Raw genomic sequence first — 14996 nt, 5'->3', positions numbered from 1 at the left:
TGGGAGAACCCGACCCGTGCCCACACTTGGACTGATCCATAATTCGCCGATGCTTGCGCCGGTGTTCAACGAGATCGCCGCACGGGTCATGCCCGACGTGCGCATCCTCCACTTCGTCGACGAAAGCACGATCAAGAATACGATCGCGGCCGGGCGGCTCGAAAAGGCGACGATGCGGCAGGTGATCCGGCTGGTCGGCTCGACCTTCGACGCCGGCTGCGATGCCGCGCTCGTCACCTGCTCGTCGATCGGCGCGGCGGTGGATATCGCCGCGCAACTCTATGACCAGCCGGTGCTGCGGGTTGATCGCGCGATGGCCGAAAAGGCGGTTGCCACCGGCCGCCGGATCGGGGTGGTGGCAACGTTGTCGACCACGCTCAACCCGACCGCCGATCTCGTCCGCCGGGTGGCGGCCGAGCAGGGCAAACAGATCGAGATCGTCGAGCATCTGTGCGAAGGCGCGTTCGAGGCGGTGATGGCGGGCGACGGTGCCACGCACGATCGCATCGTGGGCGAGGGCCTGACCGAGGGCATGAAGGGTGTCGACGCGATCGTCCTCGCGCAGGCGTCGATGGCGCGGGTGGTGGCGTCGCTTCCCGAAGGGGCGGTGGCCGCACCGGTCTATTCGAGCCCCGAACTCGGTATGGAGCGGGCGCGCGACGTGCTCGCCGGGCGCGTCAAGTGAAGAAGCGCCATGCCGTCGTCGGCGTGCTCGCGGTCCTGTCGGTCATCACCTTCCTCGATCGCATGGCGATCGCGGTCACCGGGCCGGCGATCCAGAAGGAATTGTCGATCACGCCCGATCAATGGGGCTGGGTGCTTGGCGCTTATGTGATCGCTTATGCCGTGTTCGAAGTGCCCTCGGGCGCGTTGGGTGATCGCCACGGATATCGCAGGGAATTGACGCGGATCACTGTCTGGTGGTCGTTCTTCACTGCGATCACCGCGGTGTGCCGCAATTTCTGGCAGCTTGCCGGCGCGCGTTTCATGTTCGGGCTCGGTGCTGCTGGCGCCTATCCCAATATCACCGGCGTGCTGTATCGCTGGCTGCCGGCGCGCGAGCGCGCGCGGGGGCAGGGGACGATCTGGGCGGCCAGCCGGTTCGGCGGCGCACTCGCCCCGCTGCTGCTGGTGCCGCTTGAGGCCGTGTTCGGCTGGCGCGCGGTGTTCGTGGCGCTCGGGATCGTCGGCCTGGTCTGGGCCATCGGCTGGCGATTCTGGTATCACGAGCGCCCCGCCGATCAACCGGGGATCACGCCCGAAGAGGTTGCCGAAATCGGCGACGACGGCGCCGGGGGGCATAGCGGCACGCCGTGGCGCAAACTGTTCGCGCTGCCGCAGCTCTGGCTGATCGCGATCGCCTATTTCTTCTACGCGTTCGGCGCGTGGTTCTTCTTCAACTGGTTCCCCGTCTGGATGGTGCAGGGCGCCGGATTCTCGATCGCCGAGATGGGCCTGTACGGCTCGATCCCCTTCCTGCTGGGGGTGGTCGGCAATATCATCGGCGGCGTCCTGTGCGATCGGCTGGCGGAGCGGATGGGCATTCGCCGCGCGTACAGCCTGATCGCCTTCTTCTGCCTGACGATCACGGCGGCGCTGCTGGTGGCGATGAGCCAGATCGACAATCGGATTGCGATCGTGCTGCTTGCCGGTGCGGCCTTCGGCGTGATGGATCTGATGCTGCCCGCCGCGTGGGCGATGTGCATGGCGATCGGGGGCAAGTTCGGGGGCACCGCCAGCGGTATCATGAATACCGCCGGCAATTTCGGCGGCTTCATCTGCACGGTGGTGATCGGCTACGTGCTCGCCGCGACAGGCAATTACGACCTGCCGCTGCAGGGCGTGGCGGCGATGGTGTTCATCGCTGCGGTGCTGTTCTTGCTGATCGATTGCACCAAGGGCCTCGACGAGAAGATCGTGCCGCTCGTCGCGCCTGCCGCTGCCTGAACCCTATCGTCCGTCGCGTCGGCATGGTTCGGCGCGGCGGACGATCGGGAGGTGACGCCCGTTTCCGAACGCCGGTGTCAGCGGCCGCGCCGCACGGTCTCGAAAAAGCCTTCGCCGCCCATCTGGCCGCCCTTGAGCACCAGCTCGAGGCCATTGACCGCGGCCTCGGCGGCGTGCGCGCGCACCAGCGGCGCGCCGCGCTCCATCGGCGCGGCCCAGGTCAGCGCATCGATCCCCAGTTCGGCAACGCCGTGGCTGGAGGTGTCGCCACCCGCGAATAGCACGCGACGCAGCTTGTGCTGCCGGATCGCGCCCAGCGCGACGCGGCCGAGCGCCGCGCCCAACCGATCGCCGGCGGCGGGCGCGGTTTCGCCGAGCGGCCCTTCGGCCGAATGGATCACGCACCGCCCGTTGCTGTCGAGCGCGCTTCTGGTCGCGTCGATCAGCCGGGCTTCCTCGGCGCGCTCACCGCGCATCAGCGCGGGCACATCGGCGCGGACGCCGACATAGCCATCGGCCAGCCCGCGCGCGATCTGCGCCGCCGTGACGGGGGAGCAGCTTCCGCTCACCACCAGCATCCGATCGACCTCGGCGGCGCGCTCGGGGGCGGCAGGAGGCGTGATGACGCCGCTCGCCTGCCACGCCATCACCAGCGCACGCGTGACGCCGGAACTGCCCACTGCGAAGCGGGTGCCGCGTGCCTGCATCAACTCGCCGGCCGCTGCGAGGCTGGGCATGTCGATGCCATCGAACAGCACCGCGCCGTCGCTCACCGCGTCGAACAGCGCAGGGGCGGCCCCGGCCTGAATGCGGTCGATCGGCACCAGCGCGATCGGCATGTCGGTTTGCGCGGCGAGATGGCGGCGCAGGTCCGCCTCGTGCATCGGCGTCACCGGATGGCGTGCCATCGTCGGATGGCGATCGATGCGGAACACCTCGTCGCCCCCGGCCACAGCGAACAGATTGCCGAACACGACATAGCGGCCGAGATGCGGGGCACCGACCACGATCGGCACCACGCCGCCGAACTGACGCGCGCCGATCTCCATCGCGCGGCCGATCGATCCGGTCTGTGGGCTCGAATCGAACGTCGAGCAGGTTTTGTAATGGACGACCGCCGCATCGCCGATCGCCGCGAAGGCACCGGGCAGATTGGCGTCCATCCACGCCGGCGACCGGCTGCGGCTGTCGCCGGCAAGGCCGATCGCGCGCGCGTCAGGGAAGCGCGCGCGCAAGGCGGCGTCGGGCGCGCGCAGGAACAGCACCGCGGGCACGCCGCCCTCGGCAAGCTGTTCGAGGACGTCGGTCGATCCGGTGAAATCGTCGCCGTAATAAGCGTAGAGCGGTGTCACCCGCCGAACGCCGCCACGGCCTCGCGCAATTCGGGTGAGCCCTGCGCGGCTTCGGCCAGCGGCACGCCCGCCACCGCCGCGTCCCATGCCTGGCGCAGCGCGGTGACCCCCGCCGCCGGTCCACCCGGATGCGCCAGAATGCCGCCGCCCGCCGCGAAGATCAGATCGATCGATTCGAGCGCCGCATAGGTCGCGTGTGCCTGTTTCACCGATTGCCCTGATGAGAACACCGGCATGATCTCGCAGCCGTGATGCGGTGCGTCGAACATCGGCGTCAGACACTCGCGTGCCGAGGCGATGACGCTCTCATTGGTCTCGCAGAACTTGTTGTCGATGCCGTTGACGTGGCTGTGATCGATCCCGGCCAGCCGCCACAGCTTCTGGAACGCGAGATAGCTCATCCCGATCGCGGGCGACCGCCCGAGCATTCCCCAGCCGTTGCGATGGCCGTGAATCGGGAGCTGTGCATGCGCGCGCAGCATTTTCATCGCGGGCAAGCCGATCGAATTCATGCTCGCCATGATGCAGGTGCCGCCCTGCGACAGCACATGATCGTGCCGCGACAGCATCTCGTCGATGTCGCCGGTCAGGTTGGCGGCGTACATCACCTTCTTGCCGGTGCGTTGGGCGTGATCGTTGATGACGCGCATCACCGCCGCGACGCGGGCCTCGAACGGGCAGGCAGGGCCGTCGCTTTGAAGCTCGTCGTCCTTGATGAAATCGATCCCGGCGGCGAGCAGGCCCTTGACCTGCGCGGCGGTTGCCTCGGGATCGAGCCCGACGCTCGGCTTGATGATCGTGCCGATCATCGGGCGATCGTGGACGGCCGCCAGCGTGCGCGTTCCCGCGACGCCGAACTGCGGGCCCTGATAGCGATCGAGGAACACCGGCGGCAGCTTGAGATCGAGCAGCTTGAGCCCTGAAAAGGCCTTCAGCTCGGAAAGGTTGCCCGCCACCGTGGCGAGCAGATTGGGGAGCGACGGCCCGAAATTGTGGACCGGCCATGACAGCACCACGCGCGCGGTGCGTCGCCGCCCGTCGCCGCCGTCTTTGGGCAGCCCCGAGCCGGGCAGCGACGGCGCGGCCGCGTCTTCCAGTTCCTCGATCGATTCGACCCGCGCGCTATGCGCTTCGCGCAACGCGTCGGTCTCGCCGGGGACGCGCACGAAGGTGCCCGTCGATTGCTCGCCCGCCATCGTTTCCGCCGCCTGCGCGAGCGGAAACGCGGTTTCGATCCAGTAGGTTGCGAAGACGCGGTCCATCGTCACGCGATCTTGAAGTAGGTGTTATAGCGCTCGGTATCGATCGCATAATAAGGCACGAACACCAGGTCGCGCCCGTCGACACCGGCGCGATACGCCTGGTCCTGGTTCGGAACCGGGGCCAGCGCGCCGGGCAGCGCGATCGTTTGGTTTTCGATCCCCTCCCACGGATTGACGCCGACATACATCACCGCCCCGCGCATGACGGCGGCGAGGTTCGGGTTCTGGTCGTCGATCGCCAGCGTGCGCAAGGCTTGCGGGATGACGAGATCGATCGTGTCGCCCGCCTTCCACGTCTGCGATACCGCGGCAAGCGTGCCAGGCGTCACTGCCTGCTGCCGGCCGTTGATCGCCATCGTCGCGCCCTTGGCCCAGGCCGGGATGCGCAGCTTCATCGTGAAGCGGCCGTTGCCGGGCTTGCGCACGGTGAGCCGCACCGTATCGGTCGCGGGGTAGAGCGTCTCCTGCGCGACCTCGACCGCACCGCCGGCGCGATCCCATTTGACTTGGGAGGTGGCGTACATGTTGACCAACAACGTGTCGTTGTCGTGGAAATAGAGCCCGCGCACATAATCGGCGACGCCCTGGACGAGCGTGCCCGAGCAGCACGGCCATTTCTTGTGGTAATAGAGCTTCTCGCCGCCCGCGCCGTAGTTCGAATAATAGGGATATTCGCCATCGCTGTCAGGCAGGCGGGTGGCCAGCATCGTGTTGTAGAGGATGCGTTCCAGCCCGTCGCCATATTGCGCCTCGCCGGTGAACGACGTCAGATAGCGCGCCAGCTTCATGTCGGCGAAGCTGCCGCACGGCGTCTCGAAATGCGCCTTGGAGGATTTGAGACTCTCGGCGAGCAGGCCCTTGTGGAGTTCGACGAACTGCTCCTCCGGTCCCCAGCCGCCCGACGCGAAACGCTGCGGCTCCATGAACTTCCACGCGTTGATCAGCGCGGTGCGATATTTGGGATCGCCGAGATGACGATACGCCTGCGCGCCCGAACTCAGCGCGATCGTGTGGCTGTAGGCGTGCTTGGTCGGCAGCACGTCCTGCCCCGCCGCGAGCGGATCGAACCATTCCTTGTTGAGCATGTAATGGACCGCCATCGCGCGGAAGCGGTCGTCGCCGGTGATGTCGGCGACGTGGAACAGGTTTTCGGAGATGACGTAGGTTTCGTCATAGGGCGGATCGACCTTGCCGATCCGGTCGCGCGATACCGGCGAGATATAGGGCAGGCACTTGTCGATGACGATCGGCATCAGCTCCTTCGCGCGCTCGACGCCGCTCAACTGATAGGCATCGACCAGTGCGACGACATATTTGTCCATCACATAGGCGGCCCACTGATCTTGCGCGTTCTTGCCGGCATAGGGGTTCTTGGCCTTGACGATCGCTTCGCCGAAGCCGTCGACCAGCGCCGCGACCTTGGCGTGCGCGGCGGCGTTGTTGGTGGTCGCCGCGAACCGCGCGATGCCCGAGACATATTGGCCGAAGGCGAGGCCGGGCACGAAGCCGTCGGCATCGTACCAGCCGCCCATGTCCGGCCCCGGCGCCGGCAACCCGGCATTCTGGCGGAAAACCTTGAGCAGGCGATCGTTGTCGAGCGCTAGATAATGCGAATGGATGCGGTCGTAATGTTCCTTCATCCGACCGCTGCCGGTCAACTGGACCGCGCCGTAATCGAATTCGTGCAGCGCTTCCTTGCCGCGCATCGCCGCCGACGCCGCGCCGGCCCAGGCGGTCGCCGGCAGCGCGACGGTGCCCGCCGCGGTTGCCGCGCACGCGGCGCAATGGAAGAAATCACGCCTCGAAACGCCGTCGCCCACATCGCTCTCCTTCATGGGAATGCTCGGTCCAATTACCTCTGGCACTTTAAGCGCCACCCCGGCTATATCTAGACATATGATAATACGAATGGCAAGAGGGAGTGGTATGATCTGTAGGCCAGTTTTTGCGGCGCTCGCATTGGCGTCGTGCCTCGCCGGCATGCCGGCGGCGCTTGCCCAGAAGCCTGCGGATTTCCCCGCGCGCGCAACCGCTTATGTCGATCGCCCCGCGATCGCGGTCGGGGCCGCCTGGTATCCCGAACATTGGCCTGAATCGCGCTGGGATACAGATCTGGCGCTGATGAAGGCGACCGGGTTCAACACGGTTCGCCTTGCGGAGTTCGCGTGGAGCCGGATGGAGCCCGAGGAAGGCAGGTTCGATTTCGCCTGGCTCGATCGCGCGATCGCGGCCGCGCAGCGTCACGGCTTCATGGTCGTCCTCGGCACGCCCAGCGCGGCGCCGCCCGCCTGGCTGACGCAGAAATATCCCGATACGCTGCGCGTCGATGAAAACGGGCGTCGCGCGGGGCATGGCGGGCGCCGCCAATTTTCCTTCGCCAGCAAGCGCTATCGCGATTTATCGCGCCGCATCGCGGTCGAGATGGCCAAACGATATGGCCATCATCCGGCGGTGGTCGGCTGGCAGATCGACAACGAGGTCGGGCCGCCGTCGTTCGATCCCGAAGCGGTGGCGGCATGGCACGCCTTCCTGAAGACGCGCTACGGCACGATCGACGAACTCAACCGGCGCTGGACCGCCGAATATTGGAGCCAGCATTACAACGATTTCGATCAGGTGCCGCTCCACGCCACCGGCCAGCAGAATCCGGGGTTGCTGCTCGATTTCCGGCATTTCACGACCGCGATGTGGACCGATTACGTCCAGAACCAGGCGCGCGCGATGCGCCCGCTCATCGATTCGCGGTCGTTCATCACCACCAACACGATGTTCTGGAACGCGGGCTTCGACCATTTCGTCATGCACCGCGATCTCGATCTGGCGTCGTGGGACAATTATATCCCCGAAGGCCGCCCCGATTGGGTCGCGAACGGCGCCAACCACGATCTCGTGCGCGGTTACAAGCAGCGCAACTTTTGGCTGATGGAAACGCAGGCCGGCCACGTCGATTGGGGGCAGATCAACCGCGCGCTCGATCCGGGGCAGGTCCGCGAGATGGGTTGGCAGGCGGTGGCGCACGGCGCCGATGCCGTGCTCTATTGGCAGTGGCGCCCGGCGGCGAACGGGCAGGAAACCTATTACGGCACGGTGCTGGGGCAGGATGGCACGCCCAACCCGATCCAGCCCGAGATCGCGGAGATGTCGACCGAAATGACCGGCGCGGCGGCGCTGCTCGCCGATACCCAGCCGACGGCGAAGGTCGGTATGATCTATTCGTACGACAGCCGCTGGGCGATCGACCTCCAGCGCCACCACAAGGATTTCGATCCGATCAGGGCGTTCACCGATTTCTATCGGCCGCTCAGGGTTCAGTCGCAGGGCGTTCATGTGCTCGCGCCCGAGGCGGATTTCACGGCCTATCCGCTCGTGGTCGCGCCCGATCTCAACGTCGTGACCGAAGCGCAGGCGAAGCACCTCGACGCCTATGTCCGCGGCGGCGGCCATCTCGTGCTCGGCCCGCGCTCGGGGATGAAGGACGATGCCAACGCGCTGTGGCCCCAGCGTCAGCCGGGGCCGCTCTCGGCGCTGCTGGGCGCGCGCGTGGCGCAATATTATGCGCTCGACGAGGGCGTCGGGATCGCCGGCACGATCGCGGGCAAGGCATCGATCTGGGCCGAGGCGATCGAACCGGTCGCGCGCGACGTGCGCACGCTGGCGGCCTACAAGGACGCCGGTGGCTGGCTCGACGGCAAGCCCGCGATCGTGACGCGCAAGGTCGGGCGCGGCAGCATCACCTATGTCGGCACCTGGCTCGAGCCCGAGGCGATGGCGAAGCTCGCCGCTTCGCTGCTCGCCGATGCGAAGGTGGCGCCGATCGTCGCCGATGCGCATCCCGATCTCGAGATCGCCGAACGCGCGGGCGCCGGCAAGCGGGTGCTGATCGCGATCAACCACGGCGACGTCGCGCATCCGCTCGCGCTTCCCGCCGGCGCCAGACCCGTAAGCGGCGACTGGACGGGGGGGCAGGTTGCCGCGCATGGTGTCGCGCTGTTCCAGTTCGCCGACGAGGATTGATCGATGATGAAGCTGCGCCATCTTGCCGCCCTGCCGCTGCTCGGCGCGCTCGCGCTGACGGCGGCGCATGCCGCCGCGCCCGAACACTGGGTGCCGGGCTGGGCCGCGCCGCCGATCGGTTATGAACCCGCGATCCGCGACGGGCTTGGCCGGCCTTTCCATGCCGAGACGGTGCGGCAGGATCTCCGTGTAGGTATCACCGGCACCACGCTGCGCGTCCGGTTCAGCAACGAACTCGCGGACGTGCCGCTCAGGATCGGGGCAGCCTCGATCGTGCGGCTCGACGCGGCGGGCAAGCCCGTCGCCGGCAGCTTGCGCGCGCTGACCTTCGGCCGCGTCGCCGGAGTGCGGGTGCCGGCGTTCGCGCCGATGCTCTCCGATCCGATCGATTATCCGGTGACGGCCGGTGAACGACTCGCAATCTCGGTCTATTTCCCCGAAGAAACCGCACCGCCCGCGCACGCGCAGATGGTCGATATCGTCGCCGGGGACGCGACCGGATCGCTGGACCTCGTCTCGCCGCGGCGCGCCCGCGCATCGGGTGTGGTCAGCGGGCTCGCGATCGGCGGCAGCGCGGCGACGCGGGTGCTGGTCACCTTCGGCGATTCGATCACCGAGGGCGCTGGCGCAACGCCGGGCAAGGCGATGAGCTGGCCCGCCCAGCTCGGACGCATGCTCGTCGCGAATCCCGACGGCCGTTGCTGGGCGGTCGCCAACCAGGGCATCAGCGGCAACCGCCTGCTCAGCAGCGGGCGCGGCCCCAACGCCTTGTCGCGCTTCGATCGCGATGTGCTGTCGGTGCCGGGCGCGACGCATGTCGTCGTGCTCGAAGGCATCAACGATATCGGCAAGGTCAAGGATCCGGCCAAGGATTGGCAACCCCCCGCCGATCAACTCATCGCCGCATACGAACAGCTTCTGACCCGTGCGAGGGCGCGCGGGCTCAAGGTGATCTTCGGGACGTTGCTGCCCTATGAAGGCGCGGCCTACGCCGATGCCGCGGGCGAACAGCGCCGGCAGGCGGTCAACGCCTGGCTACGCGCCAACGCCGCCCGCTTCGATGGGCTGATCGACTTCGACAAGGCGATGCAGGAGCCGGGGAAGCCGGCCGTGATGCGGCTGTCCGACCAGATCGGCGACCACCTGCACCCGAACGATGCCGGCTATACCCGCATGGCCGAGGCCGCGCTGCCGGTCGTTCTGGCGCAGGGGTGTGGTCAGGCCAACGCCTCGAACAGATAACGCCCCGAGCCCACCGACAGCGTGGCCTCGCCGTGCCGGTCGGTGGCGCCCGAAATGCCGCGCGCGCGCGCGACCGGGGCGCCATCCACCCGTAGTTTCGCGAGCGGTGCGGGCAGGCGCACCGTCGCGACGGCGCCGGCGGGGACGGTGATCTCGAACCGCGTCGCGGCGCCGCTCCGGCGCCACGCGCTGCGTACCGGCCCAAGCACCGAATCGTAGCGCGCCTCGGCCGCCTCGAGCCCCTGCACGAGCTGCGGCGCGATCGTGAGCGGCGTTGCGCCGCGCGCCCAGAAATCGAGCCGGATACCGCCGAGGCCGCTGTAGAGCCACGCCAGCGCATGGCCGAGCATGAAGTGGTTCTGCGAGCCGCCGCGGCTGGGATCCCAATTCTCGGTCAGCGCGGTGGCGCCGGCCATGATCTGGGCGCCATAGCTCGGCGCGTCGGTGCGTGAGAGCATCGCGTGGAGCACGTCCGACCGGCCGTTTTCGGCCAGTGCCCGCACGACATAATGGAATCCGACGTCGCCCGCGGTGACATGGTCGCCACGCGACTGGATGTCGGCGACCAGCGCGGCGAGCACGCGGGCCTCTTGCCCCGCCGGCACCATGCCGAGCGCGAGCGGCATCGCGTTGGCGGTCTGGCTGTTGCGATCGTAATTGCCTGTGGCGGCGTTGAAGAACGCGGCGTTGAAGGCGGCCTTCACCTCGTCGGCGCGCCTGGCGAAATCGGCGGCGTCGGCGGTGCGCCCGAGCAGCCCGGCGATATCGACCAGGCAGGTGAGCATCTGATAATAAGTCGCGGTGCCCGTCACCCCCATCGTCGTCAGCGTCGGGCGCTGGTTGCCGATGCGCGGCGTCGTCGGCGGCGCGAGATCGAGCCAGTCGCCAAGCCCGTAATCGACCAGGCCCCGGTCGGTGCGCTTGCTCCCCATGTAATCGGCGTAGCGCTTCATTGCCGGATAACCGATGTCGAGCACGCGGGTGTCGCCGTAGAACTGGTACGCCTTCCACGCCCCGATCACGACGGTGCCGCCCCATTCGGGCGAATCGCGGAACATCTCGTCGACGCCGGTGAACTGGACGAATTCGGGGGCGATCTCGGGGATCTGGCCGCTCGGAAGCTGCGCGTCGACGATGTCGGCGAGCATCTTCTCGTACATCGTGATCCCGTCCTCGACGTAAAGGACGGTTTCGGCGTTGAGATGCGTCTGTTCGAGCCAGCCGAGCTTCTCGCGATGCGGGCAATCGGTGAGGACGCTCGCGGTGTTGCTCAGCACCGCCTGCTTGATCAGGTCGTGCGTCTGCACCAGCAGCTTCTGGCTCGAATCGAACCGCCCACCTTGATGAAGGTCGGTATGGACGAACTCGCTCGCCAGCGCGACGATGGCGATGTCGTTCGGGCCTGCGCGGTCGGCGGGTTTCGCGCCCTCGACCTGGAGGTAGCGCGAGCCGCAATAGGTGAAGCGCGGCCGCCATGTCTCGTCGCCACGCCCCGCGAGCGTGTAATTGTAGCAGACCGGCAGATTGGGGCGCGCGCCGATGCTGCGCGGCTCGATCAGCCCGTCGTCGCCCAGCACTTCGGACGGGCTGAGCTTGATCGTGCTGCCTGCGGGGCCGCGGACGGTGAGCACCGGGCGGCTCGAACAGTTCTTGCCGAAATCGTAGACGAAGACGCCGGGCCGGGGCTCGGTGATCGCCACCGTGGGGTAGGTGGTGCCCACCGTCATCGGCGGGATGCCTTGCGGCTTGAGCGTGCCCTCGGGACCATCGACCACCAGCACGGGCGCCCAACCGTCGCGCGGCGCACCCGCGCGATCCCAATCGGCGATCTCGCGCCGGGCATCGTGATCCTCGCCGCCGAAGATCGACGAAAACACGATCGGGCCGGGCCGCGTCAGCCACCGGTCGTCGCTGCCGACGATCTCGCGACTGCCGTCTTCATAGGTGATCGCGAGTTGCGCGATCAGCCGCAACTGGCCAAAGGTGCCGACGAACTTCTTGTAGCGGGTGGCGACCTGCTCGACATTGTACATGCCGTTGCCCAGCATCACGCCCAGCGCGTTGGCGCCCGGCTGCAACAACTCGGTGACGTCGTAGCTGTTGTAGAGCACGGTCTTGCGATAATCGGTCCAGCCCGGATTGAGCAGCGACGCCGTGGTCTCGCGCCCGTTGATGCTGAGCTGATAATGGCCGAGCCCGCTGATCGAGATGACCGCATGGCGAACGGGCTTGCCGATGGTGAACGCGCGCCGGAACAGCGGCATCGCCTTGGGGCCGGGATTGTCGGCGCCTTTACGCGATTCGGCGATATGAACCGGCCAGCCCTTGTCGGCCGCAATCCATGTCGCCTGCCAGCCGTCGGTCACGCCGGTGATGAAACGCTCGGGCGCACTCCATGTCGAGGCCTTGCCGTCGTCGCTCCACAGCATCACCGCCCACCAATAGGGTGTCTGTGCCGCCATCTTGAGGTCGTGGTCGGGGCGGGCGCTGAATCCGCTGCCCGATACCTTGCGGCTGTCCCAGATGTCGCCGGTGCCCGCCGCCGCCTTCGCTGCGCTGCTGGCAACGACGATCCGCCACGCCGATTGCCGGACGCCCTGCGCGGCCGGATCGGTCGCTTCGGCGGTCCAGGTGAAGCGCGGGCGCGGGGTGTCGATGCCTTCCGGGCGTCGCCGCCATTCGACGCGCGGGGTCACCGGGCGCAGTGTTCCCGCCGGCGCGCCGAACGCGATGTTGGGGATGAGCGACGATGCGAGCGTGCCGGCCATCAGGCCGCGGCGGGTGAGCTTAGGCATTAGCGGACGACCCGGATCAGATAGCTGGTGGTGGCCGGGGTGCCGACCGCGATTTCCCAGCCCGGTTCGATCATGCGGCCCCTGATCTCCGGCCCGATCGGGCGCGCTGAGCCGTCGAGCGGCTGCGCGAACACGCCGACCGCGCCTTCGAGGTCCTTGAGCTGGATCCAGCCGGTGATCGGTTCGATCACGGTGGGGGCGGTGCCCCAATTGGTCAGCATCGCGCGGCGCTTGTCCCATTCGGCGCCGGTATTTTCGACCTTGCCGGTGGTGGTGAGGAGCATCCGGTCGGAAAGGTTGAGCGGCTTGTTGTCGAGCGACGACAGTGTGATGGTGGCGAAGGTGTTGGCGATGTCGGCGGATAGGTTGCGCGTCTGGACCTCGCGATTGGCGCTGACGAACCCGACCAGCGCCTGGCTGCGCGGGGTGTTGATCGTAACCAGCCCATCCTTGCCGTCGTCGGTCTGCCAGCGCAGTTCGCCGGTGTCGGAGATGATCGGGTCCATCTCGGGCAACGGGGCGGGCAGGCTCGGCTTGCAATCGAGGCACGACACCCGCGAGCCGTGGACCAGCGGCAGCTTCATGTCGAAGCCGGGCGTGTAATAAGGCATCGCCGCGCGTGGCATCCGCGAGGCCTCGCTGATCTGGTCGGTCGAATAGGAGCGCGTCATCACTTCCTTCGCCGCCGACACGTCACCGCGCAGGAAGATCATCGCTCCCGCCGGCATCTGCGCCATCTTCACCGGATCGAGCGTGATATCGAAATGATCGCCGATCATCGGCGTCCACTTGCCGCTGATCTTGGTTTCGAACGTGTAGAAGAAGATGCCATCCCAGTCCTGGAGCGCGGCGTAGGAAGCGAGGATGGGGATCATCTCCGAGCCATAGTCGCTGGGATAGGGATGGTTGACCTCGCTCACCGTATACGGCTTGCCGACAGTGGCCGAGCGCGCGAGCTTCTGGATGATCGAGAGTTCGGGTGAATTGACCATCGGCTCGTTGCGGCGGCCGTAGATTGCCGGGTGCTGCCAATAAACGTGCGCATCGAGCACGTCCGATTTCATCGCGGTGCGCATCAAGGGCTGGTTGGCGATGAAATAGGTGTGATCGGCCAGCGGCACGATCGGCGATTTGACGCCGACCTCGTCTCGCAGGAAGCGCTTCATCTCGGCGTGGAAGTCGATCTCGACCTGGGTGATGAAGGCAAGCTCGGCATCGAGGCGGAGGCGCGGGGCCTCGGGATGGTCGCCGCGGCGCATGAACGGGATCGGCTGGCCGGCGGCCACGCCCGCCATCCGGTGCAGTTCGGCGATCTCGGCGGGTGTGCGGTTCTTCGCCAGCCAGTCGTTGTACATGCCGACGAGGATCGCCTGATAATGCGGCGTCATGTCGAGCTGGAGATTTTCCCCGCCGTCGACGCGCTCGCCGCGCAACCAGTTGCGCATCCAGAATTCGAGCAGCGAGTTCTCGTTGACGACCTCGACGGTCATCACCGCCGGATCATCGGCGTAGCGCAGCCCGGTATAGCGGTTGGTGTGCCCCAGCAGCTTCTTCGCATAGTCCTTCTGCAATGCGATCAGCTCGGGGCCGAAATAGGTGAAGCCCTTTGCCGGCCCGAGCAAATCGGCGTCGGGAACGCCGTCACCTGCCTTGAAGCGGCGGCCGACGTTGAGGTTGAAATTGACGTAGATGCCGTTCTTCTTGAGCTGCGCGACCCAGTAATCGAGATTGTCGAGCCGCTCGGCGTTGAATTCCTGGCTGTTGTCGACGTCACCGCGAATCAGGCCGCGCGGGCCATGCGTGAACGGACCGGCTGTCGGCGACCTGTCGGCGCCTTCGTTGCGCACCGGGTTTTCGGTGTCGGGGCGATCGAGGAAGTGCAGGCGCACGCAATTGACGCCCAGCCGCGCCAACTCGGCGGCATAGATGTCGGCATCCTTATGTGACGGGATTTCCTCGGAGCCGACCGCCCAGCCAGTCATGTTGACGCCCCAGCAGCGGAAGCGCTTGCCGTCGGGGCGATAGAGATGGCCGTCGCGCACTTCGATGAAGCCGTATTTGCCCGCCGGGCCATCGAGCAGGAAGCGCGCGTCGGCGCCCGAATCGACCCGCAGTTCATGGTTCACCGGAAACGGCTGGAGCGGGATGTCCTGCGCCACCACCGGCCCCGCGAATGCGCCGACGAGTCCGGCCAATACACCTGCGCCGATCAATTGCTTCATGCTTTCCCTCCCCTTGCCGGTGGCCCCGGCTGTTATCCCACAAAATGCAACAATATGACACATTATGGTAGTCACGCCGGCAACGGCCTAGCCGACTTCATCTCATTATACCAGATTAGTGTTGTACTCATCACACCAACGATGTAAATAATGTGGACCAAC

At 66.9% G+C, this 14996-nt stretch carries 9 protein-coding genes; 4 read left to right on the top strand and 5 right to left on the bottom strand.

From position 1 onward, the window contains the following. Positions 1-16 precede the first annotated feature (16 nt). Positions 17-685 (top strand): aspartate/glutamate racemase family protein, encoded by a 669-nt coding sequence (locus DFR49_RS09820; protein ID WP_119035582.1) that lies wholly within the window; start codon positions 17-19, stop codon positions 683-685. Continuing rightward, complete coding sequence (locus DFR49_RS09815) at positions 682-1947, top strand: MFS transporter (RefSeq protein ID WP_119035581.1); 1266 nt, start codon at positions 682-684, stop codon at positions 1945-1947. The genes DFR49_RS09820 and DFR49_RS09815 overlap by 4 nt, the downstream gene beginning before the upstream one ends. Positions 1948-2024: 77 nt before the next feature. On the opposite strand, the gene DFR49_RS09810 is transcribed toward DFR49_RS09815, so the two are convergent. The 3 genes from DFR49_RS09810 to DFR49_RS09800 are packed head-to-tail and all read right to left on the bottom strand — an operon-like array spanning position 2025 to position 6396. Continuing rightward, positions 2025-3299 (bottom strand): four-carbon acid sugar kinase family protein, encoded by a 1275-nt coding sequence (locus DFR49_RS09810; protein WP_211325858.1) that lies wholly within the window; start codon positions 3297-3299, stop codon positions 2025-2027. Then, positions 3296-4561, bottom strand: a complete 1266-nt coding sequence (locus tag DFR49_RS09805; protein WP_119035579.1) for a ribulose-bisphosphate carboxylase large subunit family protein — start codon at positions 4559-4561, stop codon at positions 3296-3298. Before DFR49_RS09805 ends, DFR49_RS09810 begins: the two co-directional genes overlap by 4 nt. A 2-nt stretch (positions 4562-4563) precedes the next feature. Continuing rightward, on the bottom strand, positions 4564-6396 hold the full coding sequence (locus tag DFR49_RS09800; RefSeq protein WP_170150990.1) for a beta-L-arabinofuranosidase domain-containing protein: 1833 nt from the start codon (positions 6394-6396) through the stop codon (positions 4564-4566). A 91-nt stretch (positions 6397-6487) separates the two neighbouring features. Between DFR49_RS09800 and DFR49_RS09795 the strand changes: the two genes are divergently transcribed. Continuing rightward, a complete protein-coding gene (locus tag DFR49_RS09795) occupies positions 6488-8575 on the top strand; it encodes a beta-galactosidase (protein WP_119035578.1) in 2088 nt (695 codons plus the stop codon). 3 nt (positions 8576-8578) lie between these two features. After that, on the top strand, positions 8579-9817 hold the full coding sequence (locus DFR49_RS09790) for an SGNH/GDSL hydrolase family protein (protein ID WP_245968342.1): 1239 nt from the start codon (positions 8579-8581) through the stop codon (positions 9815-9817). Here the strand turns inward: DFR49_RS09790 and DFR49_RS09785 are convergent. Both DFR49_RS09785 and DFR49_RS21965 read right to left on the bottom strand, forming a co-directional pair. Further along, positions 9793-12612 (bottom strand): family 78 glycoside hydrolase catalytic domain, encoded by a 2820-nt coding sequence (locus DFR49_RS09785; RefSeq protein ID WP_170150989.1) that lies wholly within the window; start codon positions 12610-12612, stop codon positions 9793-9795. The genes DFR49_RS09790 and DFR49_RS09785 overlap by 25 nt on opposite strands. After that, positions 12612-14834: a hypothetical protein gene (locus DFR49_RS21965; protein WP_170150988.1), complete on the bottom strand. Its 2223-nt coding sequence runs from the start codon at positions 14832-14834 to the stop codon at positions 12612-12614. The genes DFR49_RS09785 and DFR49_RS21965 overlap by 1 nt, the downstream gene beginning before the upstream one ends. Positions 14835-14996: the final 162 nt, after the last annotated feature.

Source organism: Hephaestia caeni (assembly GCF_003550065.1).
GTDB classification, from domain to species: Bacteria; Pseudomonadota; Alphaproteobacteria; order Sphingomonadales; family Sphingomonadaceae; genus Sphingomonas; species Sphingomonas caeni_A.
The sequence above is the reverse complement of the archived record's forward strand: the minus strand, read 5'-3'. Positions and strand labels throughout refer to the sequence as shown.